Annotated in this window: 17 protein-coding genes; 13 read left to right on the forward strand and 4 right to left on the reverse strand. The window is 69.5% G+C overall.

Features of this window, described 5'->3' with window-relative positions; genetic code table 11:
* Positions 1-15: 15 nt before the first annotated feature.
* Positions 16-1,695, reverse strand: coding sequence for a DivIVA domain-containing protein (locus OSC27_RS07600; protein ID WP_267180837.1), 1,680 nt, complete (start codon positions 1,693-1,695; stop codon positions 16-18).
* Positions 1,696-1,886: 191 nt separating this feature from the next.
* Between OSC27_RS07600 and OSC27_RS07605 the strand changes: the two genes are divergently transcribed.
* The 3 genes from OSC27_RS07605 (at position 1,887) to OSC27_RS07615 (ending at position 5,617) form a co-directional block, all read left to right on the forward strand.
* Positions 1,887-3,785 carry a hypothetical protein gene (locus OSC27_RS07605; RefSeq protein WP_267180838.1) on the forward strand — a complete coding sequence of 633 codons (1,899 nt, stop codon included), beginning with the start codon at positions 1,887-1,889 and terminating at the stop codon, positions 3,783-3,785.
* Positions 3,782-4,762 (forward strand): tetratricopeptide repeat protein, encoded by a 981-nt coding sequence (locus tag OSC27_RS07610; RefSeq protein ID WP_267180839.1) that lies wholly within the window; start codon positions 3,782-3,784, stop codon positions 4,760-4,762. The genes OSC27_RS07605 and OSC27_RS07610 overlap by 4 nt, the downstream gene beginning before the upstream one ends.
* 78 nt (positions 4,763-4,840) lie before the next feature.
* Positions 4,841-5,617 (forward strand): SDR family oxidoreductase, encoded by a 777-nt coding sequence (locus tag OSC27_RS07615; protein WP_267181165.1) that lies wholly within the window; start codon positions 4,841-4,843, stop codon positions 5,615-5,617.
* Between the two features lies 1 nt (position 5,618).
* Here OSC27_RS07615 and glgB read toward each other — a convergent pair whose 3' ends face one another.
* Positions 5,619-7,841, reverse strand: coding sequence for a 1,4-alpha-glucan branching protein GlgB (gene glgB / locus OSC27_RS07620; RefSeq protein ID WP_267180840.1), 2,223 nt, complete (start codon positions 7,839-7,841; stop codon positions 5,619-5,621).
* Complete coding sequence (locus tag OSC27_RS07625) at positions 7,838-9,892, reverse strand: maltotransferase domain-containing protein (protein ID WP_416348831.1); 2,055 nt, start codon at positions 9,890-9,892, stop codon at positions 7,838-7,840. Before OSC27_RS07625 ends, glgB begins: the two co-directional genes overlap by 4 nt.
* A 57-nt stretch (positions 9,893-9,949) precedes the next feature.
* Between OSC27_RS07625 and glgP the strand changes: the two genes are divergently transcribed.
* The gene (gene glgP, locus OSC27_RS07630) at positions 9,950-12,511 is read left to right on the forward strand and encodes an alpha-glucan family phosphorylase (RefSeq protein WP_267180842.1); all 2,562 of its coding nucleotides are present in this window, start codon (positions 9,950-9,952) and stop codon (positions 12,509-12,511) included.
* On the opposite strand, the gene glgX is transcribed toward glgP, so the two are convergent.
* Complete coding sequence (gene glgX, locus OSC27_RS07635; protein ID WP_267180843.1) at positions 12,495-14,555, reverse strand: glycogen debranching protein GlgX; 2,061 nt, start codon at positions 14,553-14,555, stop codon at positions 12,495-12,497. The two genes, glgP and glgX, sit on opposite strands and share 17 nt — an antisense overlap.
* Before the next feature lie 67 nt (positions 14,556-14,622).
* On the opposite strand from glgX, the gene OSC27_RS07640 reads away from it, so the two are divergent.
* The 9 genes from OSC27_RS07640 (at position 14,623) to gatB (ending at position 25,456) form a co-directional block, all read left to right on the forward strand.
* On the forward strand, positions 14,623-15,870 hold the full coding sequence (locus OSC27_RS07640; protein ID WP_267180844.1) for a cysteine desulfurase family protein: 1,248 nt from the start codon (positions 14,623-14,625) through the stop codon (positions 15,868-15,870).
* A 240-nt stretch (positions 15,871-16,110) separates the two neighbouring features.
* The gene (locus tag OSC27_RS07645) at positions 16,111-16,575 is read left to right on the forward strand and encodes an ArsR/SmtB family transcription factor (protein WP_267180845.1); all 465 of its coding nucleotides are present in this window, start codon (positions 16,111-16,113) and stop codon (positions 16,573-16,575) included.
* Between the two features lies 1 nt (position 16,576).
* Positions 16,577-16,819 (forward strand): hypothetical protein, encoded by a 243-nt coding sequence (locus OSC27_RS07650; protein ID WP_267180846.1) that lies wholly within the window; start codon positions 16,577-16,579, stop codon positions 16,817-16,819.
* Positions 16,820-17,033: 214 nt separating this feature from the next.
* Complete coding sequence (gene mnmA / locus OSC27_RS07655; RefSeq protein WP_267180847.1) at positions 17,034-18,155, forward strand: tRNA 2-thiouridine(34) synthase MnmA; 1,122 nt, start codon at positions 17,034-17,036, stop codon at positions 18,153-18,155.
* Between the two features lie 51 nt (positions 18,156-18,206).
* Positions 18,207-20,468 (forward strand): NAD-dependent DNA ligase LigA, encoded by a 2,262-nt coding sequence (gene ligA, locus OSC27_RS07660; RefSeq protein ID WP_267180848.1) that lies wholly within the window; start codon positions 18,207-18,209, stop codon positions 20,466-20,468.
* A 170-nt stretch (positions 20,469-20,638) separates the two neighbouring features.
* Entirely contained in the window at positions 20,639-22,006 is a 1,368-nt protein-coding gene (locus OSC27_RS07665; RefSeq protein WP_267180849.1) for an alpha/beta hydrolase, read from the forward strand.
* Positions 22,007-22,104: 98 nt separating this feature from the next.
* Complete coding sequence (gene gatC, locus OSC27_RS07670; protein WP_267180850.1) at positions 22,105-22,401, forward strand: Asp-tRNA(Asn)/Glu-tRNA(Gln) amidotransferase subunit GatC; 297 nt, start codon at positions 22,105-22,107, stop codon at positions 22,399-22,401.
* Between the two features lie 2 nt (positions 22,402-22,403).
* Entirely contained in the window at positions 22,404-23,951 is a 1,548-nt protein-coding gene (gatA, locus tag OSC27_RS07675; RefSeq protein WP_267180851.1) for an Asp-tRNA(Asn)/Glu-tRNA(Gln) amidotransferase subunit GatA, read from the forward strand.
* Positions 23,951-25,456 carry an Asp-tRNA(Asn)/Glu-tRNA(Gln) amidotransferase subunit GatB gene (gene gatB, locus OSC27_RS07680; RefSeq protein ID WP_267180852.1) on the forward strand — a complete coding sequence of 502 codons (1,506 nt, stop codon included), beginning with the start codon at positions 23,951-23,953 and terminating at the stop codon, positions 25,454-25,456. Before gatA ends, gatB begins: the two co-directional genes overlap by 1 nt.
* The last annotated feature ends 1 nt before the right edge of the window (position 25,457 follow it).

A 25,457-nucleotide genomic window follows, 5' to 3' on the forward strand; every position in this document is an offset into this window, starting at 1 on the left:
CCCCTACCCGGCTGTCTATTCCGGCTCTGCTGTCACCTTCTCGGCCTGCGTGAGCACGCCGCGCAGGTTCTCGAAGTACCCGGCGACGGCGTCTCGCTCGATCCTAATCTGGGCGAGGCGATCCTCGGCGTCCGCCACGAGCTCGCGTGTGCGTTCCTCGGCCTGCTCGATCAGTTCGGCCGCACGGTCCTCCGCCTCATGCACGATGCGCGTGGCCTCGTCTTCGGCCGCCTTGCGGGCCGTAAGTACCTCGGCACGAGACGCCTCCCGCAGCGAGTTCGCCTCTTCTCGGGCCGCCGTGGCCTGACTCTGCGCCTGCGAGAGCTGCTCGCCGGCCTCGTCGAGGTACTTCTGCATCTGCGCGACGGCCTCCTGATGCTTGGCCAGGTGCTCCTTCTCGGCTTCGTCGCGCCGCGCCTTCAGCTCGATGTCCAGATCGATGCGTGCCTGTTCGGCATCGCGCTGCTGCTTGTCGACCTCATCGAGCACCGTCGTGCGCCGCGTGGCGAGTTCCTCGTCGAGCGCGTGGCGCGCTTCGGCGCTCGAGCGCTCGAACTCGGTTCGTTCCGTATCGATCTCTGAGGCGAGCGCGGCGCGCGCCTCGTTCATCTCTGCCGCGAGGTCGGCCCTGGCCTTGGCGGCCTCGGCCGCGAGGTCCGCGCGGGTCTGCTCGGTCTCGGCCGTCAGCGCGGCGGTGCTCTGCTCGCGCTCCGTGGCCAGCGCGGCCCGCGCCTGTTCCGTCTCGCTCGAGACGGCGGCTCGCGCCTGCTCCGTCTCGCTCACGAGATCGGCCCGGGCCTGTGCGATCTCGCTCGCGAGATCGGCCCGGGTCTTCGCCGCTTCCTTCTCGAGGTCGACACGTGTCTGCTCCGCGTTCTTCTCCGTGTCCAGACGCGTCTGCTCCACCCACGCAGCCAGGTCGTTTCGTGCCTTCTCCTGCTCGGTTTCGAGCTGGATGCGCGACTGCTCCGACTCGTGAGTCCATTGCGAGCGGGCCTCGGCGAGTTCGCGCTCGACGCCGGCACGCACCTGTTCCGTCTCGCGGCCGAGGTTCTCTGCCTCCTGGCGGGCGGCGGCGGCTTCGCGGGAGGCGACGACGGTCATCTCCGCCGCCTCGCGCTCGGCCTCGGCGCGCAGCGCCGCCGCCTCTCGCTTGCTCGTCGCCCGCAGCTCCGCGGACTCGGTGGCGACGGCGCCGCGAATCGAGGCGGCCTCGCGGACCGCATCCTGAATCAGCGCCTCCTTCTCGGCACGCGCTGCCTGAAGCAGTTCATTCGCCTCGATGCGCGCATCCTCGACCGTGGTCTCCGCGCGCGCGTTCGCGTCGGCCATGACCCGCCTGGCCTGGGCGAGCGCCGTCTCGCGGATCTTATCGACCTCGGCGCCCACCTGGCTGCGCAGCTTCTCGGCGTCGATGTCGGCCTTCGCGATGAGACGCGTTGACTGCTCCTCGGCCACGCGAAGCGTGTTCTCGAGCTTGGTGCCAAGCCCCGAGAATGTGGGGCTGCCCACCTCTTCGATCTCGGCGTTGAGCTCGTCGATGCGCGCGCCGAGCCGCTTGATCTCCTTCGCTGATTCGGCGTTCTGGGTGTTCGAGGCGATCAGCTCACGGCGCAGATCCTGCACGGCACGGTCGACCTCGTCTTTGTCGTACCCCCGGAAGACCTGGGTGAATTCTGCGTCGTCGGTAGCCACTGTCTCTCCGTCGTTCGTGATGCAGGCCACGGTGTCTTGCCTGCAAACCTTCTTGATTTTAGTCGGCACGGATGCTCGGGCGCGCGTTAAGAGGTGCAGCGGGCGGGCGCTCAGCGCGTTTAGGAGGCTCTCAGGCCTGCCGAGTAGTGTGGAATGTCTTTGTCAGCAAAGAAAATCCACGAAGGGTTCAGGTGCGTTTCGTCCTCGCAATCGTGGCGTTCGTCGTCGCCGCGGCCATGATCGTCCTGGGCATAGCCCAGCGAACCGTGTTCGCGCCTCCGAGCAGCCTCAGCACGTCGACGACGGTGCGGGGCGATGCGGCGTTCACCGTCATCGACGGGGCGGTTCTCAACGCGCATCCCAATCAGCAGACGCTGAAGGTGAGCGGCTCGAAGCAGGTCTTCGTTGCATACGGCCGCACGGCAGACGTGCGCGCCTGGCTGGGAAGTGAGCCATACGCTGCGCTGCACTACGACCAGAAGGCGAACCGGCTGACGTCAAAGGTCGTCACTGCGAAGGCCAACCCCGGCGCCGGTGACGCACCGAAGGCAACGTCGACGCCGAAGGCGACGTCGACCGCCTCGCCGGCGCCGACGACGAGCCCCACGACCGCCGAGAAGAGCTCTGGCGCGTCGTCGACGGCGACGAGCGAGAAGAAGGCCGGGCCCGACCCCGTCGGCAGCGACCTCTGGCTCGAGGAATACACGGGACCCGCCGCCCGTACGGTGCACCTGGGTGTCCCGAAAGACGTGAGCGTGATCATCGCAAGCAACGGAACGAACCCGGCGCCCGCCTCCATCTCTATTCGCTGGCCGCTCAGTCAGGGCACGCCCCTGGCCGGTCCGCTCATCGCCGGCGGCATCCTGCTTCTCATCCTGGGCATCGTGCTCTACATTCTCGGCTTGCGGCATCTGCGCCGATCCCGCGGCCCCCGCCGTCGCAGCGGCCCCAAGATGCCCAAGCTGCCTAAGGCGCCCAAGTTCAGGCCGAGCCGCCCCGTCGAGCCGGCCAACCGCGGGCGTCGGGCCATCCGTCGTCGTGTGGTGGCAGTCGTGGGAGCGTTCGCGCTCACCTCGCTCGCCCTGACCGGGTGCTCTGCTGAGTACTGGCCCGATTTCTCGTCTGGCGCGGCTCCGGCGCCGACCGCGACGGTGCTCAACAGCGACGTGGCGAAGCTGGGTAAAGACGTGGTGCCGCCTGCCGTGACCCCGGCGCAGGCGCAGATCATCGTTGCGAAGATCTCGACCATCGCCGCGAAGGCCGACGCCAACCTGGACGCCTCTGAATTGGCGCCGCGGTTCACCGGGTCCGCGCTTGCCCTGCGCACGGCCAACTACGCGCTGCGTAAGGCCGACCCGTCGGTTGCTGCGGCGCCGATCATCAGCGCGAACATCGAGCTCACGCTTCCGCAGGCGACGAAATCGTGGCCTCGCACGGTCGAGGTAGTCGTCACGAACCCCGGAGCGAAGAAGCAGCCGCCGATTCTGCTGGTGCTCGAGCAGAAGAGCCCACGCGCGAACTACATGGTGAACTACGACGTGCAGCTCGAGCCGGCCGCGCAGATCCCGGCCGTCGCGCCGAAGACCATCGGCACATCGCTCGCACCACCCGATTCGAAGCTGCTGAAGCGCGCCCCCGCCGACATTCCGGCGGCGTATGCCGACGTGCTCCTGCACGGCAGCGACAGTAAGTACTACTCGCTTTTCGACGAGTCCAAAGACAACCTCATACCCAAGGTCGGTGCGAAGACGAAGGCGCAGAAGGTGCAGGATCTCTCGAGCACCGCGAGCCTCGAGTTCAGCGGAAAGCAGGGCGACGGGCCGCTTGTGGCCATGCCGACGAACAACTCGGGCGCCCTCGTGACCTTCGACCTCAGCGAGACCGAGACGCTCAAGGTGGTGCAGGGCGGTGCCGAGGTCACACCCGGGCCGACCGCAACCGTGCTCTCGGGAGTGAAGACGAGCAAGACCGGCGTGGTCTCGACATACGCATACCAACTGGTCTTCTACGTGCCGCCCAGCGGATCAGACAAGAAGATCACTCTCCTGGGATACAACCAGGGGATGGTCACGGCCTCGGAGTTGAAATGAGTCAGGTTCCCCCGTCAGCAGCCAGCCTTCGTGGTGCCGTCGACCTCTCGGCGCTCGTGAACCGTCCGGCCGACGGCGCCGCGGCACAGCCGGGAGCCGGTGCGGTGCAGGGTGGTGCCTCCGGCAGCGTTCCCGTGCCCGGCCTCGTCTTCGAGGGCACAGACACGAACTTCACCGAGTTCCTCGAGTTGTCGATGACGGTGCCGGTGATCGTCGACCTGTGGGCGACCTGGTGCGAGCCGTGCAAGCAGCTGTCTCCCGTGCTCGAGAAGCTCGTTGCCGAGTACGCCGGCCGCTTCGTGCTCGTCACGATCGATGTCGATGCGAACCCGCAGCTCGCACAGGCGTTCCAGGCCCAGTCGGTGCCGACGGTCGCCGCCATCATCGGCGGACGCCCCGTCGGCCTGTTCGCCGGAGCCCTGCCAGAGCAGCAGGTTCGCGACGTGTTCGAGCAGGTGCTGCAGCTCGCGGCTCAGAACGGCGTCACCGGAACCGCCCAGGCCCCGGGTGACGATGAGACGGATGCCGCGGCCCCCGCCGATGCCGAGGAGGCCCCTGCACCGCTGCCCCCGCACCACCAGGAGGCATACGACGCCATCGATCGTGGTGACTACGAGGCCGCCATGGCCGAGTACCGCACGGCGATCGCTCAGGACCCGCACGACCGGCTCGCCGTCGCCGGGCTCGCCCAGGTGGGGCTGCTCGCTCGGCTCTCCGGCCACACGGCCGAGGAGATCCGCGACGCCGGCGCGGCCGCACCGCGAGACGTCGACGCCCAGCTGCGCGTCGCCGATCTGGACCTCTCCGGCGGCCACATCGAGGACGCCTTCGCTCGCCTGCTCGACGCCTTCAGCGCCGCGGATGTGGCCGGACGCGACCAGATCCGCCAGCGCCTGCTCGACTTTTTCGAGATCGTCGGAGTGGATGACCCGCGCGTGATCTCCGCCCGGTCTAGGCTGGCCTCGCTGCTGTACTGACAGCACGAGAAGCGGCACGAGCATCCGTCGCCGTTCTTCGAATCGCACCCACCAGGGAGGTTCTCGGCTGTGACGCGCATGCTGATCGTCGGAGGCACGGGCAGGGTCGGCACGGCGGTCGCAGCGCAGGCGGTCGAGCGCGGTCACGAGGTGGTTGCCCTCAGCAGGCACGCGCCGGCCGAGGGTTCTGCCATCCCCGGCGTGCGCTACGTGCAACTCGATCTGCTCACCGCCGTCGACTTCGATGAGGCCATGGAGGGCGTCGACGTTCTCGTCGACACGACGGACGGCGTCAGCCGCGCATCCGGTCGCGTCTTCACACAGGGCTCGGCCAACCTGCTGCACGCGGCCGCGCGCTGGGGCATCGCCCGTGCCGTGCTTCTCTCCATCGTGAACGTCGACCGTTGCAACCTGCGCTACTACCGCACGAAGACCGCTCAGGAGAGCGCCTACCGCGAGTCGGTGCTCGAGACGCGCATCGTGCGCGCGACGCAGTTCCATGACCTGGTGACCGGCGTGTTCCGCACCGGCGCGAAGGGGGGCATCGTGCCCGCGTTCGGCGGCGTGCGGCTGCAGCCGATCGCCATCGACGACGTCGCGAGCATTCTCGTCGACACGGCCGAGGGAGCGGGCAGAGCCGAGACAACGTTCACCGTCGGCGGCCCCGAGGTGCTGTCGTTCCGCGAGATGGCCGCGCAGTGGAAGGCGGCGACGGGCTCGCGCGGCCTTGTGCTGCGCCTGCGCATGCCGGGCGCGATCGGCGCGTTCTGGCGTTCGGGCGGCGCGCTCATCCCCGAGCACGCCGTCGGCCTCATCACCTATCGGCAGTGGCTTCAGGCGCGCGAACGAGCCTGACCTATCGCGGGTTCGCCGGCGTCAGCCAGAGAGCCCCGAGCGGCGGCAGCGTCAGCAGAGCGGATGCCGGCCTGCCCGCCCATGGCTCGTCGGTCGCCGTGACGCTCCCCATGTTGCCCACGCCGGAGCCGCCGAAGGCGGCGGCATCCGTGTTCAGCAGCTCGGTCCACTCGCCGGCCTGGGTAAGCCCGACCCGGTAGCCCTCGTGCGGAACTCCCGCGAAGTTCACGACGACGACGAGAGGAGTGCCGTCGTCACCGCGGCGCAGGAACGAGACGACGTTGCCTCGGGCGTCGCCGCCGTCGATCCACTCGAAGCCGGCCGCTTCGTTGTCGAGCTGCCAGAGCGCCGGGGTGGCCCGGTAGAGACGATTGAGCTCGGTGACGAGTTCGAAGAGGCCGCGGTGGATGGGCTGCTCGAGGATCCACCAGTCGAGCCCGCGTTCCTCGCTCCACTCGCTCGGCTGGCCGAACTCCTGCCCCATGAACAGCAGCTGCTTGCCCGGGTGCGACCACATGAATGCGAGGTAGGCGCGGATGTTCGCGATCTTCTGCCAGTGGTCGCCCGGCATCTTGCCGAGCAGAGAGCCCTTGCCATGCACGACCTCGTCGTGGCTGATAGGCAGCATGAAATTCTCGCTGAACGCATACGCGAACGAGAATGTGATCTCGTTGTGGTGGTACGAGCGGTACATCGGGTCCTCGTGCATGTACTGAAGCGAGTCGTGCATCCACCCCATGTTCCACTTCAGGCCGAAGCCGAGGCCGCCGCTCGAGGTGGGTGCCGTGACGCCCGGCCAGCTCGTGGACTCCTCGGCGATCATCACGGTGCCCGGGTTGCGCTTATATGCCGTCGCGGTCACCTCCTTGAGCAGCTCGATCGCCTCGAGATTCTCGCGGCCGCCGCGGATGTTCGGCTCCCACTCGCCCTCGGCCCTCGAGTAGTCGAGGTAGAGCATCGATGCCACGGCGTCGACCCGCAGGCCGTCCACATGGAACTCCTCGAGCCAGTACAGTGCGTTGGCGACGAGGAAGTTGCGCACCTGGCGCTGGCCGAAGTCGAAGACGTATGTGCCCCAATCCTGGTGCTCACCGCGCCTCGGGTCCGGATGCTCGTAGACCGCCTCGCCGTCGAAGCGGGCCAGCGCCCAGTCGTCCTTGGGGAAGTGACCGGGGACCCAGTCCATGATCACGCCGATTCCCGCCTGGTGAAGTCGATCGACCAGGTAGCGCAGGTCGTCGGGGTGACCGAAGCGGCTGGTCGGCGCGTAGTAGCCGGTGACCTGATAGCCCCACGATCCGCCGAACGGGTGCTCGGCCAGCGGCAGGAATTCCACGTGCGTATAGCCGAGTGCGCCCACGTAGTCGACGATCGCATCCGCTGCCTCGCGGTAGCCCAGGCCGGGCCGCCAGCTGCCCAGGTGCAACTCGTACACGCTCATGGGGCCGCGGTGCGGGTCGCTCGCGGCGCGCTCGGCCAGCCACGCGGCATCCTGCCACTCGTAATCACTTGTGCCGATAACGGATGCGGTGGCCGGCGGCACTTCGGTGTAGCGCGCGAGGGGGTCGGCCTTGCGCACCCAGCGCCCGTCGCGGGTGAGCAGCTCGAACTTGTACGCCCCCGAGGTCACGCCGGGCACGAAGAGTTCCCAGACGCCGCTGCCGCCCATGGAGCGCATGGCGTGGCGCGCGCCGTCCCAGTCGTTCAGGTCGCCGATGACGCGCACGGCGCGTGCGTGCGGCGCCCAGACCGAGAATGCTGTGCCCTCGGCTGTCGCCTCGACGCCACGCTGCTCGACGACGTGCGCGCCGAGGACGCGCCAGAGCTGTTCGTGACGGCCCTCGCCGATGAGGTGCAGGTCGAGCTCGCCGAGCGTCGGCGGATACCGGTATGGGTCGTCGGCAACCCACTCCGTGCCGGCCTCGTAGCGAGCCTCGAGCACGTAGTCCTGGGGGCCGAGAACGCTGACGCCCTGCCATATGCCGTAAGCGACATGTGCCAGTTCGATATGGGCGCCCGTTGCCAGAACGGCTCGCACCGCGAGCGCGAGAGGGCGCAGCGCACGGATGACCATGACGCGATCCTCGACGCCGTCGGCCGCCACCGGGTGCTGCCCGAGCACCGAGTGCGGGTCGTGGTAGGTGCCGGCAGAGACCGCCCGCAGCACGTCATCGGTCACGGGAGCGGCAGCGATGGCCGCGTCTCCCTCGGGAATCCCGCTCATCGTGGCTCCTCCTTCACGTGCAGAATGTGCACGGGTTCGCCGAACGCGTCCAGGCGCACATAGTTGTCGGCGCCCCACTCCCAGACGGCGCCGGTGACCAGTTCCTCGACCGTGAATCGACTCTCGGGCGCCAGCCCGAGCGCCTCGAGGTCGAGGTGCACGATCGTCTCGCGCACCGAATGCGGGTCGACGTTGGCGACAACGATGATGGTATCGGCGGCTCCCGTCTCGCTGACCTCGGCATCGAGATGCTTCGAGTACACGAGAACCGCGTCGTCGTCGCTGGAATGCAGCACGAGGTTACGCAGTTGGCAGAGCGCCGGGTGCCGGCGACGGATGTGGTTGAGCAGGCCGAGGCCCTGCGCGAGCGAGCGCCCTTCGCGCTCGGCGGCCGCCCAGTCGCGCGGGCGGTACTCGAACTTCTCGTTGTCGATGTACTCCTCCGCGCCGTCGCGCGCGACCGACTCGAACAGTTCGAAGCCCGAGTACACGCCCCAGGTCGGCGCGGCGGTGGCGGCGATCGCCGCACGGATCCAGAACGCCGGCGGCCCACCGAACTGCAGGTACTCGGTGAGGATGTCCGGCGTGTTCACGAACAGGTTGGGCCGCAGGAAGTCTGCGGTCTCGTTCGCCAGCGAGTCGAGGAACTCTTCGAGCTCCTCCTTCGTGTTGCGCCAGGTGAAGTAGGTGTACGACTGCTGGAACCCGACCTTGGCGAGCGTGTGCAGAATGGCGGGCCGGGTGAACGCCTCGGCCAGGAACACCACGTCGGGGTGATCCCGGCCCACCGTGTGGATCAGCCACTCCCAGAAGTCGAGCGGCTTGGTGTGCGGGTTGTCGACGCGGAAGATGCGGATGCCGGCGTCGATCCAGTGCCGCACGATGCGCAGCACCTCGGCGCGGATTCCGGCGGGGTCGTTGTCGAAGTTGACGGGGTAGATGTCCTGGTACTTCTTGGGCGGGTTCTCGGCGTAGGCGATCGTGCCGTCGGGCAGGGTGGTGAACCACTCGGGATGCTCGGTGACCCAGGGATGGTCGGGGGAGGCCTGCAGGGCGAGATCCAGGGCGACCTCGAGACCGGCCTGCTTCGCCCGGCCGAGGAAGAGGCGGAAATCCTTCGTGTCGCCGAGGTCAGGGTGGATCGCGTCGTGCCCGCCCTCGGCCGCGCCGATCGCCCACGGCGAGCCGGGGTCGAGCGGGCCGGCATTCAGCGTGTTGTTGGGGCCCTTGCGGCCGGTGCGCCCGATGGGATGGATGGGCGGCAGGTACACCACGTCGAAGCCCATCGCGGCGATCGCGGGCAGGCGCTTCGCCGCGGTGCGGAAGGTGCCGGACGTCCACGAGCCGTCGGCCGAGCGCACCGCACCCTCGGAGCGCGGGAAGAACTCGTACCAGCTGCCCACTCCGGCTAGCTGGCGTTCCACCCGGATCTCCAGCGGCTTCGAGAGCGAGTCGGGGCCGGCGAGGGGGCGCACGCGCGCGATCTGCCCGAGGCGCGGATCGTCGATGAGGGCCAGGCGGGCGGCGGCGTCGCCACCGGCATCCGCCAGCGCAGCCCCGATCTCCGCGAGGGTGCGGCGTTCGGCGGCCGGGCGCGATCGCTCGCGTGACGCCTTCGCCAGCAGGTCCGAGCCGATCCGGTACATGAGCTCGACGTCGACGCCGGCCGCGACCTTGATCGCCGCATCGTGCTGCCACGTCGTGAGCAGGTCTGCGTAGGCCCGGATGCGGTACCGCCAGGTGCCGGGCGCGTCGAGGCGCACCGTCGTGCGCCAGCGGTCGTCCCCGGGCTGCGTGAGGGTGAGCGGATGCCGCGTGACCGCTCCCGTCGGATCGGTGAGCAGAAGCATCACGCCGATGAGGTCGTGCCCCTCGCGGAAGGCCGTGGCCTCGAACGGGACGACCTCGCCGGCGAACGCCTTCGCGGGCCAGCGGCCGCCGTCGACTGCGGGCGACGGGGCGAGCACGGGGATGCGCCCGATGCGTGGTTTCCAGTCGTCGTCGTTGCTGCTCACACCCTTGACCGTAATGCCCCGGCGCGCGCTTGGCATCCCGCAGCGGGGCATCCGCGTCGTGAAGAGCGCCGGGCTTCCGCATAGGCTGAGTGTGTGAAAGCGATCCGCACATTCACCGTCCGCGCCCCGATGCCCGAGCGCCTCGCCGGCCTCGCCAAGCTGGCGGGCAACCTGCGCTGGTCCTGGCACGAGCCGACCGCGCGGATCTTCGCGCAGATCTCACCGGAGGTCTGGGAGGGCAGCAGGCAGGACCCTGCAGCCGTTCTCGCCTCGGCCGACCCGAGCAGGCTCGCCGAGCTGGCCGCAGACGACGACTTCGTCGAGAGGGTCGACGCGCAGGCCGCCGACCTCGACGACTACCTGACGAAGCCGCGCTGGTACCAGACGCTCGACACCGAGAGCACGCCGACCTCTATCGCGTACTTCTCGCCGGAGTTCGGCATCGCATCGGCGCTGCCGCAGTACTCGGGCGGCCTCGGCATCCTCGCCGGCGACCACCTGAAGAGCGCCTCCGATCTGGGGGTGCCGCTCGTGGGCATCGGCCTGTTCTACCGCGCGGGCTACTTTCGCCAGACCATCTCTGCCGCCGGGTGGCAGGAGGAGAGCTACCCGGCCCTCGATGCCGCCGGGCTCCCGCTCGCGGAGGTTCGCGAGACGGACGGCTCGCGACTGCGCGTGGCGCTCGCCCTGCCTGACGGCCGCACGCTGAACGCCCGTATTCTCGAGGCCGCCGTCGGTCGAGTGCCTCTGCTGCTGCTCGACACCGACATCGAAGACAACGACGCCGACCTGCGCGACGTGACCGACCGGCTGTACGGCGGCCAGGGCGAGCACCGGCTGCGGCAGGAGCTGCTGCTCGGCGTGGGCGGCGTGCGGGCCCTGGCGGCGTGGTGCCGCATCAGGGGCGCCGAGTGGCCGGAGGTGTTCCACACGAACGAGGGCCACGCCGGGTTCCAGGGGCTCGAGCGCATCGCCCGGCTCATCGGCGACGGCCACGCGTTCGACGAGGCGCTGCAGCTCGTGCGCGCCAGCACCGTCTTCACGACGCACACGCCGGTGCCGGCCGGCATCGACCGCTTCGAGCGCTCGCTCGTCGAGACCTACGTCTCCGGCGACATGCTGCCCGGCGTCGGCGCGGCCCAGGTGTTGCCGCTCGGCACCGAGGACTACGAGGGCGGCTCGCCCGACGTGTTCAACATGGCGGTCATGGGCCTGAGGCTCGCGCAGCACGCCAACGGCGTCTCCCGGCTGCACGGCGAGGTCTCGCGCCGCATGTTCGGCGGACTCTGGCCCGGCTTCGACGAGAACGAGGTGCCGATCGACTCGGTCACCAACGGCGTGCATCCGCCCACCTGGACCGACCCGATGCTGCGCGCGCTCGCCTCAGAGCGCCTCGGCACCAGCGACACGAGCAGCGCGCCGTGGGGCTCCGGCGAGGTCACCGACGCCGAGCTCTGGGAGGTTCGCGGGCGGATGCGCCGCCAGCTGGTCGGCGACGCCCGCAGGCGCGTTGCGGCCGCGTCGCTCGAGCGCAGCGGCATCGTCCCCGCGTGGGTCGACGAACTGCTCGACGAGCGCACGCTCACGATCGGCTTCGCCCGCCGCGTGCCCACCTACAAGCGCCTGACGCTCATGCTGCACGATGAGGAGCGGCTGCGCGCCATCCTCACCGACCCCGAGCGCCCCGTACAGCTCGTCATCGCAGGCAAGGCCCACCCCGAGGACGAGGAGGGCAAGCGCCTCATCCAGCAGGTCGTGCGCTTCGCCGCCGACCCTGTGCTGCGCACGCGCATCGTGTTCCTGCCCGACTACGACATCGGCATGGCCAAGAAGCTCTACCCTGGCTGCGACGTGTGGCTGAACAACCCACTTCGGCCGCTTGAGGCCTGCGGCACCTCTGGCATGAAGGCGGCGCTCAACGGTGTGCTCAACCTCTCGGTGCTCGACGGCTGGTGGAACGAGTTCTACGACGGCGAGAACGGCTGGGCGATCCCGTCGGCGGTCGCCGCAGACGCCGAGGAGCGCGACGCGCTCGAGGCAGGCGCCTTGTACGACCTCATCGAGCAGCACATCGTGCCCCGGTTCTATCACCGTGACGCCGAATCGGTGCCGGTGCGCTGGGTGCAGGCCATCCGGCACACGCTGGCGACGCTGTCGCCGGTGCTGAGCGCCGACCGCATGGTGCGTGAGTACCTTGAGCGTCTGTACCGGCCGGCGGCCGTGCTGTCGCGCCGGCTGCGCGAGGACGACGCTCAGCCGGCCGTCGCTCTGGCGGCCTGGAAGCAGCGGGTGAGCGCGGCATGGCCCGGCGTCGAGGTGCTCGACGTCGAGTCGAGCGGGGCGGATGACGGCAGACTCGGCGACAAGATCCGTGTGCGGGCCCGGGTGCGTCTCGGCGACCTCGCCGCCGACGACGTGGTGGTGCAGGCGGTGTACGGGATCACGGGTGCCGACGGCCTTCTGCACGACGCCCACGTGCGCCGGCTTCAGGTCGTGCCGGACAGCGAGTTCCCCCCGGGATCCGGCGAGTTCGCGTTCGAGGGCAGACTGCGGCTGCGTCATCCCGGAACGTTCGGTTACACCGTGCGCGTGCTGCCGGCAAACGAGCTGCTCGTGAGCCCGGCCGAGATGGGGCTCGTCACGCTTGCGCAGTGACGGTGCGGTAGAGCTGCATCGACGCACCGGCCACCTCGACCGTGGTGCCGGGCGCCAGCTGCGCCCCCTCCTCGAGGTTCGGCTCGTCGTCGGCGCTGTCCCACACGAGCGAGTACGACGCAACGCCCGGCGCCGCCGGCAGCGTCACCGTCACGTCATCCTCGATGCCGTGCACGATGAGCAGCACGCGGTTGAACTCCTCGTCCTCCGGAGTGCTCGCCACGAGGTACTGCAGCGTGCGGTTCTCGGGCGAATCCCAGTCGGCGGGGTCCATGGTGCCGCCGCCCTGGTCGTACCACGTCATCTCGCTCGCGCTCGGAACGCTCTGCCCGGCAACCGCGTACCGCTTCGGTCGCAGCGCCGGGTTCGCCTGACGCAACGCGATGAGGCGCTTCGCGTGCCGCTGCAGCTGCTGCTGCTCGCGGCTGAGCAGCCAGTTGATCCACGTCAGCTCGCTGTCCTGGCAGTAGGCGTTGTTGTTGCCGCGCTGGGTGCGCCCGAACTCGTCGCCGGCCGTGATCATGGGCACGCCCGCCGAGAACAGCAGGGTGCCCATCAGGTTGCGCATCGACCGGCGGCGCGCCTCATTCACGACCTCGTCTGAGGTTCCGCCCTCGACCCCGTGATTGAACGAGCGGTTGTTGTCTGTGCCGTCGCGGTTGCCCTCGCCGTTGCCCAGGTTGTGCTTGTGGTCGAACGCGGTGAGGTCGGCGAGGGTGAACCCGTCGTGCGCCGTGACGAAGTTGACGGAGGCGAGCGGCCCGCGCTCCGCGGCGAAGGTGCCGGCCGAGCCAGCCAGGCGCGTCGCGAAGCCGCCGATTCCCGTCGGAGCGTCGCCCGTGTGCCTGGCCTGCGCAATGTCGGTGAGCCAGAAAGCGCGCACCCGGTCGCGGTAGCCGTCGTTCCATTCCGAGAAGCCCGCGGGGAAGTGCCCAGTCTGCCACCCGCCCAGCCCCACATCCCATGGCTCGGCAATCATCTTGAGGCCCGAGAGCGCCGGGTCGTGCAGAATGCCCTCAAGCAGCGGATGCTCTGGCGTGAACTCGGCGTTCGCCCCGCGCCCGAGCGTGGTCGCCAGGTCGAAGCGGAACCCGTCCACGTGCATCTCGGTGGCCCAGTAGCGCAGTGAGTCGAGCACGAGCCTGACGGGGGCGGGATTCGCGAAGTCGACGGAGTTGCCGCATCCGGTCACATCGATGTATGCGCCGTCGTCCTGCTGACGGTAGTACGTGGAGTTGTCGATGCCGCGGTAGTTGTACAGCGGGCCGCCTGGACCTTCCTCGGCGGTGTGGTTGTACACCACGTCGAGAATGACCTCGATGCCCGCCTCATGCAGCAGGCGAACCATGCCCTTGAACTCGCGCAGCACCGCCTCCGGTCCCTCGGCGCGGGCCGCTCGCGATGCGTACGCGCCGTGCGGGGCGAAGAACGCCAGCGTGTTGTAGCCCCAGTAGTTGGTGAGGCCCTGCTGGGTCAGCCGCTGCTCGGAGACGAACGCCTGAACGGGCAGAAGCTCGAGCGCGGTGACGCCGAGTTCGGTGAGGTGAGCGATGGTGGCTTCATGCGCGATCCCGGCATAGCTGCCGCGCAGATGCTCGGGCACATCCGGGTTCAGCATGGTCATGCCCTTGACGTGCGCCTCGTAGATCACCGTTCGGTCGAGCGGGGTCGAGGGCCTGCGTGAGTCGCCCCAGTCGAAGCCGTCCTCCATGACCACCGAGAGCAGGTCGGAGCCGTGACCCGGCACGAGGCCCTTGGTGTACGGGTCGATGAGGAGCGCCTCGGGGCTAAAGGCGTTTCTGGCGCCCTTCGGACCCGAGGCGCGGATCGCGTAGCGGCGGCCGGGAGTGAGCGAGCGCGAGCGCCCCACCCACACGTCGCCGCCGTCGCGGTGCATCGGCACGGTCTTCACGAGCCAGTTGGGGTCGGCATCGTCGTAGAGGCAGAGTTCCATCGCGTCGGCGCTCGCCGAATAGACCCGCAGCTCGCCGCCGTTCTGCGTCAGATGCACGCCGAGGTTACGCAGAGGATCGGCGGCGGGCATGCGATCTAGAGTAATTGAGTGCACGGGCGGCGCATGACCGCATCGTGTGCCCAGTCAGGGAGGCATCGTGACGGTCTATCTCGACCACGCAGCGACGACACCCATGCTGCCGGAGTCGATCGAGGCGTACGCACGGGCGATGGCGCTGGTCGGCAATCCCTCCTCGATCCACAGCCAGGGCCAGCAGGCGAGGCGCATGCTCGAGGAGGCGAGGGAGCGCGTGGCGGCCACGCTCGGCTGCGACGCGATCGAGGTGGTATTCACGTCGGGCGGCACCGAGTCGATCAACCTGGCCGTCAAGGGGCTCTACTGGGCGCGTAACCGCGCGCAGCCGGGCGTATCGAGACCCCGCATCCTCGCACCAGGCGGCGAGCACCACGCCACCCTCGACACCGTGACGTGGCTGGAGCAGTCCGAGGGCGCCGCGGCCGAGTGGCTGCCACTGGACGAGCTGGGGCGCATCCGTCTCGATGCGCTTGAAAGCGCCCTGGAGCGCGAGCCTGCCTCGATCGCGCTCCTCACCCTGTTGTGGGCGAACAACGAGGTGGGAACGATTCAGCCGGTCGAGCGCATCGCGGCGCTCGCCGCCGGGCGCGGGGTGCCGATGCACGTCGACGCGGTGGCGGCGTACGGGCATGTCGGGATCGACGTGCGACAGCTGCGCGCGGCGAGCGGTCCGGGCGCCGCGGGGCTCGTGGCCCTCAGTGTCTCGGCGCACAAGATCGGAGGGCCCGTGGGCATCGGCGCGCTCGTGCTCAGCCGGCAGGCGAGCGTTGTGCCGCTGCTGCACGGGGGCGGCCAGCAGCGGCAGGTGCGCAGCGGAACCCAGGACGTCGCCGCCGCGGTCGCGTTCGCGGTGGCCGCCGAGGCGGCTGAGGCCGCGCGCGAGGCCGAGACGGCGCGGCTGGCCGCCCTGCGGGACCGGCTGGTGGCCGGCGTACTGCGGGCGGTGCCCGAGGCGCGGCTGAGCGGCGTTGGCGACGGGGGCGCGGATGCGGCATCCGCTCGGTTGGCGATGAACGCCCACTTCACGTTCCCAGGGGCGCAGGGGGATTCGCTGCTGTTCCTGCTCGACGCGGCCGGGGTGTCGGTGTCGACGGGTTCGGCGTGCCAGGCGGGCGTGCCCGAGCCGTCGCACGTGCTGCTGGCGATGGGCAGGAGCGAGCGGGATGCGCGCAGCGCCCTGCGCATGACGCTGGGGCGAACGACGACCGATTCCGACGTGGATGCGTTTCTGGCCGCGCTGCCGCAGGCGTACGCGAGGGCGTCGCGCGCCGGACTCTCGGAGCGCACCACGCGCCTCGGCGCCCGCTGACGGGCGAGCGTTTTCGGATCTGGCCCCTCTGGCGGGCCGCTGCCGGCCCCGTTCTGCGCACAACTCCTGCAGTTTGCCCGGCGTACGAGCCCGGCGCTGCGGGACGAGGCGGCCCCCGGCACGCCGCTCCCGGGGCAGCAGGAGTTGTGCGCACGGCTCACCGCCGAATCGGGTTGTGGAGCCCGTGCGTCACGTGTAAGGTCTGTCTTACGGGTGTAAGGGTGCGAGAGGGGTCGGCCGATGAATGCGACGCAGCTGATCGCTCGCCTCAGCGCCATCGCCAGCCCGCACCGCTTTCGCATCATCGCGGCACTTGCGGGCGAGACGCTGCACGTGAGCGAACTCGCGCGCCGTCTGCAGATGTCGCGTGCGCTTCTCTACATGCACCTGCAGCGGCTCGAAGAGCAGGGGTACGTCAGTGGGCACCTGGAACTCTCCGACGACGGGAAGGCGCTGAAGTTCTTCGAGGTCGTGCCGTTCGACCTCTCCCTCGACGTTCCCGCGATCGTCGCGGCCGTCGAATCGGAGTCCCAGTTCGAGGCCCAGCCCGAAGCCGAATCTCGGTCTGACGCCGCATCCCGATCCGCATCCCGGTCTGATCCCGCATCCCGGGCCGCTGTGAGCCACGAACCCGAACCCGAATCCGAATCCGGTTCGGCCCCTGAATCCCGATCCGCATCACCCACCTCAGAAAGCAGGAATTGACATGGACTGGTGGAATTCTCTGTATGTGCTCGTTCCCGTCGTCGCGATAGCGGGCGGCATCACCTACTCGATCATGAAGGCGAAGTACCGCGCGATGGAACGCACCGCGGAGTTGAGCGGCGCATCCGACCTCAAGGCCGTTGTCGAGCAGAACACCGCCGTGAATCGCCAGCTGCTCGAGAAGCTCGAGGGCCTCGAGGGCCGGCTAGCGAATGTCGAGAAGACGCTCAACGAGATCCCGTAGCGCGTGCTCGCCCGCCGAGCGCTCCCGCCGAGCGCTCCCGCCGAACGCTCCCGCCGAGCGCTCTCGCCGAACGAAAACGACGGAGAAAGTGCGCGATTGAGTCGATTCCCACGGGGGAATCACGATTTCGCTCGAAATGACCGTCGTTTTCGTTCGCGCGGGGCGGCGCGGGGCGGCGCGGGGCGGGCGTCGGCCTCGACCTAGACTGGAACGCATGAAGGTTCTTGCGGCAATGAGCGGCGGTGTCGACTCGGCGGTGGCGGCGGCCCGAGCGGTCGACGCCGGGCACGAGGTGGTCGGCGTGCACCTGGCGCTGAGCCGCATGCCGGGCACCCTGCGCACGGGCAGCCGCGGCTGCTGCACCATCGAAGACTCCATGGACGCCCAGCGCGCCGCCGACCTCATCGGCATCCCGTACTACGTGTGGGACTTCTCCGAGCGCTTCAAGCTCGACGTCGTCGACGACTTCATCGCGGAGTACTCCGCTGGCCGCACCCCCAACCCCTGCATGCGCTGCAACGAGAAGATCAAGTTTGCCGCGCTCATGGAGAAGGCGCTCGACCTCGGCTTCGACGCCGTCTGCACGGGCCACTACGCAGACATCAGAGCGGATGCCGCGGGTCGCCCCGAACTGCACCGTGCAAGTGCCTGGGCCAAGGACCAGTCGTATGTGCTCGGCGTGCTCACGGCTGAGCAGCTCGAGCACGCCATGTTCCCGCTCGGCTCCACGCCGTCGAAGGCGGAGGTGCGGGCCGAGGCGGCCGAGCGCGGGCTGAGCGTCGCCAAGAAGCCGGACTCGCACGACATCTGCTTCATTCCCGACGGCGACACGCGCGGCTGGCTGGCCGAGCACGTGGGAACGGCGCCCGGCGAGATCGTCGACCGGGCAGGCAACACGGTCGGCACGCACGAGGGGGCGCACGCGTACACGGTGGGGCAGCGGCGCGGCCTCCAGTTGGGTGTGCCGGCACCGGATGGCCGCCCCCGCTTCGTGCTCGAAGTGCGCCCGGCCGAGAACCGCGTCGTGGTCGGCCCGAAGGAGGCGCTCGATATCGCGCAGATCGCGGGACGGCGCTTCACCTGGGCGGGGGCCGCGCCCGAGCATCCGCTCGAGGAATTCGCGTGCGACGTTCAGATTCGCGCGCACGCCGACCCGGTGCCCGCCCGGGCCGTCGTCGCGGCCGGCGAAGACGGAGTCGACGAGCTCGTGATCACGCCCGAGAGCCCGTTGAACGGCGTGGCGCCCGGCCAGAGCGCCGTCGTCTACGTGGGCACGCGCGTGCTCGGGCAGTGCACGATCGATCGCACGGTGAGCGCCGTGCCCGTGCCGGCCTGAGGTCGCACCGTACCCACTGTCAGTGTCGGTGGCGCTCCCTAGACTGAATTCGTGGCGCACGACGACGAGACCGTTTTGGAGCACGAGAATCCGACGCTGACCGAGGCCGCGGCGGAGGCCGAGCGGCTGACGGTGCGCATTCTCGACCTGCGTGAGGCGTACTACGAGAAAGAGGCGGCGATCGCCTCGGACGAGGAATACGACCGCCTCGTGCGCCGGCTCGAGAAACTGGAGCGGCGCTTCCCCGAACTGCAGAGCCAGGACAGCCCGACCCAGACCGTGGGCGGCCGCGCCCAGACCACGCTGTTCGACCCGGTGCAGCACGCCGAGCGCATGCTGAGCCTCGACAATGTCTTCTCCATCGAAGAGTTCGAGGAGTGGGCGGCGAAAGTCGAACGTGATGCCGGGCGGCACGTCGACTACCTGTGCGAGCTGAAGATTGATGGGCTGGCCATCAACCTGCGCTACGAGAACGGCGCGCTCGTCACGGCGGCGACGCGCGGCGACGGTGTCGTGGGGGAGGACGTGACGGAGAACGTGCGCTACATCCCGTCGATACCGAGGCGGCTGTCGGGCAGCGGGCATCCGGCCATCGTGGAAGTTCGGGGCGAAGTCTTCTTTCCCGTCGAGGCGTTTCGCGACCTGAACGCGAGACAGGCGCAGAACGGCGAGAAGGTGTTCGCGAACCCGCGCAACGCGGCGAGCGGCTCGCTGCGGCAGAAGGCGGAGGGCAAGAACGCGGCGCAACTGCAGCTCATGCGCGACCGCATCGGCCGGCTGCAGATGCTCGTGCACGGTATCGGCGCGTGGCAGCAGCCGCCCGTGGCCAGCCAGTCGCAGACGTACGAGCTGCTCGCCTCGTGGGGGCTGCCCACGTCGCCGCATTACAGGGTCGTGGATTCGGCGGCCGGCGCATCCGACTTCATCCGCTACTACGGCGAGAATCGCGGCAATGTCGAGCATGAGATCGACGGCATCGTCGTCAAGGTCGACGAGCTTTCCCTGCACGACGAACTCGGCGCAACCAGCCGGGCGCCGCGGTGGGCGATCGCGTACAAATACCCGCCTGAAGAAGTGCACACGACGCTGCTCGACATCGTCGTGAGCGTTGGGCGCACCGGCCGGGCGACGCCGTTCGCGGTGATGGAGCCGGTGCGCGTGGCGGGCAGCACCGTGCGGCAGGCAACGCTGCACAACCAGGACGTGGTGAAGGCCAAGGGCGTGCTCATCGGCGACACTGTCGTGCTGCGCAAGGCGGGCGACGTGATTCCCGAGGTGCTCGGGCCCGTGGTCGAACTGCGCGACGGCAGCGAGCGGGCATTCGTCATGCCGACCACGTGCCCGGAATGCGGCACGCCGCTCGCTCCGTCCAAGGAGGGCGACGTCGACCTGCGATGCCCGAACGCGCGCGCATGCCCCGCCCAGGTACGCGGCAGAGTCGAGCACATCGGTTCGCGCGGGGCACTCGACATCGAGGCGCTCGGCGAGGTGGCCGCCGCGGCACTCACCCAGCCCACGCGGCCTGCGACACCACCGCTCGTGACGGAGGCGGGGCTGTTCGAGCTCACGCTCGACGACCTCGTGCCCATCGAGGTGGTCGTGCGCGACGCGGAGACCGGGCTCGTCGAGGAGCCGGACGGTGAGGGGGATGCTGCCGCGCCCGTCGGAAAGCTGCGCACGCCTTTCCGGCGCAATCCGACCCCGGAGGAGAAGAAGCGCGGCCTCACCGGTCCGCAGCCGTCGTCGAGCGCCGTGACGCTCCTCGCCGAGATCGAGAAGGCGAAGACGAAGCCGCTGTGGCGCATCCTCGTTGCCCTCAACATTCGACACGTGGGGCCGGTGGCGGCGCGTGCGCTCGCGGGCTACTTCGGCAGTGTCGACGCCATCCGCTCGGCAGGGCGCGAGCAGCTGGCCGAGGTCGAGGGCGTCGGCGGCATCATCGCCGACGCCGTGCTCGAGTGGTTCGAGGTCGAATGGCACCAGGAGATCGTGGAGCGCTGGCGCGCCGCGGGCGTGCAGTTCGACACGCCCGGGCATCCGGGGCCGGGTGCTGCCGTCGCCGCCGGGGGAGTGCTCTCGGGGCTGACCGTGGTGGCGACCGGTTCGCTCGAGGGCTTCACCCGCGAGGGAGCGCAGGAGGCCATCGTCTCCGCGGGCGGCAAAGCGGCCTCGAGCGTGTCGAAGAAGACTGATTTCGTGGCCGCCGGGCCGGGCGCAGGTTCCAAGCTCGCCAAGGCCGAACAGCTCGGAATCCGCATCATCGACGCCGACGGGTTCCGCCGACTGCTCGAGGGCGGCCCCGACGCGGTGTGACCCTCGTTCAGGCAGCACTCGCCGAGGGAGTAGAACGACGTGAATATCCCTCGTCTTTGGGGTAAGATCGACACGTTCGCGCCCGCCGGGTGTGATCACGATAGTGCCTTGTCGTCACCCTCGAAAGGGACCCTGTCGGAGTGCTGGTCGGCGTTGCGGCGATACTCGCGGTGACCTCCATAGTCGGAGGCGCCGTCGAGACCCCAATTGCGCCCTCAGACCTGTCCGCCAGCACGCAGATCGTCGCCTCCGCCGCCTCGTCAGCGCTGCTGCCGCTCGACGCCGCCGGCCACATCGTCGCCCTCGACCCCGGTGCCCAGGCGCACGCCCTCGCCGACCCGTCGATCGCGGGCGGCGGCGACGCCACCTTCAGTTCCAAGACCATGCTCGGAATCCTCGGTCAGCTCGACCCGGCTCGCGTCTCCGGTTATGTCGCCGCTCACGAAGAGGCGGTCTCCACGCTCATCACCGCGCCGCCCGTTGCGACCTCGGTCACGGCGTATTGGTCCGGCATGAACTCTGACCAGCAGAAGGCGCTCATCGACGGCGCCCCGCGTCTCATCGGCAACCTCGACGGCGTGCCCTTCCAGGCGCGCAGCCGCGCCAACCGGCTGCAGCTGACCCGGGCCATCTCCGACACGAGGGCGCGGCTCGCCGGTCATGCGGGCAAGGGCGTGAAGCTGCAGCTTCGTCACACGCTCGACACGCTGCTGCGGGTCAAAGAGGCCCTCAAGGCACCCGCGGGCAGCCCCGAACGTTCCCTCGTCATTCTCGACGTCGGCACGAACACCCGCGCGGCCATCGCCGTGGGCGACGTCAGCACGGCCCGCTATGTGAGCTATCTCGTGCCCGGCATGTACTTCTCGGTCGACCAGCAGCTCGACGACTGGGTCTCGACGGCAGAGAACCTGTACACCGAGCAGCGCCAGTGGCTTCGCCGGTCATTCGGATGCCGGGCGTGCGCCGGCACGCCCGGTGTCGCTGCCGTCGCCTGGATCGGCTACCAGACCCCCGAACTGCTCAACGTGGGCGGGCTGGCCCTTGCGCAGGAGGGGGCGGACTACCTCGAGCACGGTCTCGAGGGCCTGCGTGCCCTGCGCGCGGGCGATGAGCCATACGTGACCGTCATCGCGCACTCCTACGGATCGACGGCCGCGCTCATGGCGCTGCAGCGTGGTTCCGTGTCCGTCGACGCGCTGGCACTGGTCGGCTCGCCCGGCAGCGCGGCGCAGTCCGTTCACGGTCTCGATGTCGCCGGCGGCAACGTGTACGTGGGCCAGGCCGGCTTCGACCCCGTCGTGCACACGGCCTTCTTCGGCAGCGACCCCGGAGCATCCGCCTATGGTGCAATCGCTTTCGGGGTGGAGGGTGCGAAGGATCCATTCGGCGGCGCAGCCCTCGCCGGCTCCACCGGTCACAACGGCTACTTCACGGCGGGCAGCGAGTCTCTGCGCAACCTCGCCCTCATCGGCATCGGGCAGGGTGGCCTGGTGACGCCCGCCACGGGCAGCGCGACGCAGCTGGCCGCCGGCCGCTGAGCGCTCGCGAATGGCGCCGGTCGCTGAGCGTTCGCGAATGGCGCCCGGCGTTCGCGAATAGAATTGGGGCATCCCACCCGCTGACACGACGGAGACGCATGCCTGAGATAAGCGCCGAGCAGGTCGCGCATTTGGCCGAACTCGCCCGAATCGACCTGAGCGCAGACGAGATCGAATCGCTCACGCGAGATCTGGGCCAGATCGTCGACTCGGTGGCGAAGGTGAGCGAGGTAGCCGGGGACGACGTGCCGGCGACAAGTCACCCGGTTCCTCTGGCCAACGTCTTCCGCGACGACTCGCCGCGGCCCTCACTCACCGTCGAGCAGGCGCTCTCAGGGGCTCCCGACCGCGAGGGCGACCGGTTCAGGGTGCCCGCGATCCTGGACGAGGAGTGACCATGACCGACCTGACCAGCCTCTCGGCCGCCGACCTCGCGGCGCTCCTCACCTCGCGCGAGGTGTCCTCCGTCGAGGCCACCCGCGCGCACCTCGACCGCATCGACGCGGTCGACCCCGACATCCACGCATTCCTGCACGTGGCGGCAGAGGGCGCGCTCGCGAGCGCTTCCCGCGTCGATGAGCGCAGGGCGGCGGGCGAGAGTCTCGGCGAGCTGGCCGGCGTACCCATCGCCATCAAAGACGTGCTCACGACGAACGACATGCCCTCGACCGCGGGCTCGAGAATCCTCGAGGGCTGGGTGCCGCCGTACGACGCGACCGTCGTGCGCCGGCTGCGCGAGGCGGACCTCATTCCGCTCGGCAAGACCAACATGGACGAGTTCGCGATGGGCTCATCCACCGAGCATTCGGCCTACGGCCCCACGCACAACCCATGGGATCTCGACCGCATCCCGGGCGGCTCCGGTGGCGGCTCGGCCGCGGCCGTCGCCGCCTTCGAGGCGCCGCTCGCCCTCGGCAGCGACACCGGCGGTTCCATCCGCCAGCCCGCCGCCGTGACGGGCTCCGTCGGCGTCAAACCCACGTACGGCGCGGTCAGCCGCTATGGCGCCATCGCCCTCGCGTCGTCGCTCGACCAGGTCGGCCCCGTCTCGCGCACCGTGCTCGACGCCGCCCTGCTGCACGATGTCATCGCGGGCCACGACCCGCTCGACTCGACGTCGCTTGACGAGACGTGGCCGTCCATGGCCCAGGCGGCCCGCGCGGGCCGCACCGGCGACGCGCTGAAGGGCGTTCGCGTCGGAATCGTCAGGCAGCTGGCGGGAGAGGGCTTCCAGGCCGGCGTGAAGCAGCGCTTCGATGAGGCGGTCGCCCTTCTCACCGCTGCGGGCGCCGAGGTCATTGAGGTGAGCGCGCCCAGCTTCGAGTACGCTGTCGCCGCTTACTACCTGATCCTGCCCGCCGAGGCCTCAAGCAACCTGGCGCGCTTCGACTCCGTTCGCTTCGGCATGCGCGTGATGCCCGCCGACGGCCCGGTCACGAGCGAGCGGGTCATGTCCGCCACGCGCGACGCTGGCTTCGGCCCCGAGGTCAAGCGCCGCATCATCCTCGGCACGTACGCCCTGAGCGCCGGCTACTACGACGCCTACTACGGCAGCGCGCAGAAGGTGCGCACGCTCATTCAGCGCGACTTCAACGACGCGTTCGGCAAGGTCGACGTGCTCATCAGCCCGAGCGCGCCGACCACGGCGTTCCGTCTCGGCGAGAAGCTGAACGACCCGATGGCGATGTACCTGAACGACATCACCACGATCCCGGCGAATCTCGCCGGCATCCCGGGCATGGGTCTGCCCATCGGCCTCGCGCCGGAAGACGGCCTGCCCGTCGGCATGCAGATCATGGCGCCCGCCCGGTCGGATGCGCGCCTGTACACGATCGGTGCGGCCCTCGAGCGGCTGCTGGAGGAGACGTGGGGCCACACGCTCATCAGCCGTGCCCCCGACCTGACGGCCACCGAGATGTTCGCAAGTGAAGAGGGAGCGATCTGATGGCTGCCAAGGCCGCGCTGATGGATTACGAGAGTGCCCTGGCGAAGTTCGAGCCCGTGCTCGGCTTCGAGGTGCACGTCGAGCTCAACACGAAGACCAAGATGTTCTGCGGCTGCGCCAACGAGTTCGGCCAGGGCGCCAACACGAACACGTGCCCCACGTGCCTCGGGCTGCCCGGCGGGCTGCCGCAGGTGAACGGCAAGGCGATCGAGTCGTCGATCCGCCTCGGCCTCGCGCTCGGCTGCGAGATCGCCGAGAGCTCGCGCTTCGCCCGCAAGAACTACTTTTACCCCGACACCGCGAAGGACTTCCAGACGTCGCAGTACGACGAACCCATCGCGTTCGAGGGGTCGCTGACGATCGAGCTCTCCAGCGGCCGTCAGGTCACGATCCCCATCGAGCGCGCGCACATGGAGGAGGACGCTGGCAAGCTCACGCATGTCGGCGGCGCCACGGGCCGCATCCAGGGAGCCGAGCACTCTCTCGTCGACTACAACCGCGGCGGAGTCCCGCTCGTCGAGATCGTCACCAAAATGATCGAGGGCGGCGAAGCGGATGCGCCGGAAATCGGCCGTGCCTATGTCGCCGCCGTGCGTGAGATCGTGAAGGCGCTCGGCGTCTCGAACGCACGCATGGAGGAGGGCAACGTGCGCTGCGACGCCAACGTGTCGCTGCGCCCGCGCGGCTCGAACGTGCTCGGCACCCGAACCGAGACCAAGAACGTGAACTCGTTGCGCTCGGTCGAGCGGGCCGTGCGATACGAGATCCAGCGCCAGGCCGCCATCCTCGACGCCGGTGGCACGATCGTGCAGGAGACCCGGCACTGGCACGAAGACACGGGAACCACGAGCGCGGGCCGGCCGAAGAGCGACGCCGACGACTACCGGTACTTCCCCGAGCCGGACCTCGTGCCCGTCGCGCCCAGCCGCGAGTGGGTCGAGGAGCTGCGCGCAACGCTTCCCGAGCCGCCCGCCCAGCGCCGCGCGCGTCTGCGTGAGGCGTGGGGCTTCACAGCCCTCGAGATGCAGGACGTCGAGAACTCGGACCTGCTCGATGCGGTCGAGGCGACGGTGGCGCAGGGGGCGAGTGCGGCATCCGCTCGCAAATGGTGGACGGGTGAGATCGCCCGGCTGGCCAACGCGCAGGGTGTCGCTGCCGAGGCGCTCGTGGCGCCGAAGCACGTGGCCGAGCTGGTCGCGCTCGTCGACGCCGGCACGCTGACCGATCGGCTGGCCCGCCAGGTGCTCGAAGGCGTGATCGCGGGGGAGGGATCGCCCGAGCAGGTCGTCGCCACCCGCGGTCTCGCCGTCGTCTCGGACGACGGGCCGCTCATCGCCGCGATTGACGACGCCCTCGCCGCGCAGCCGGACGTGCTCGCCAAGATCCAGGACGGCAAGGTGCAGGCCGCCGGCGCCATCATCGGAGCCGTCATGAAGGCGATGCGCGGGCAGGCGGATGCCGCACGGGTTCGCGAGTTGGTGCTGGAGCGTGCGGGGCAGCAGTAGC

The organism is Microbacterium sp. STN6 (genome assembly GCF_026410545.1).
GTDB lineage: Bacteria > Actinomycetota > Actinomycetes > Actinomycetales > Microbacteriaceae > Root112D2.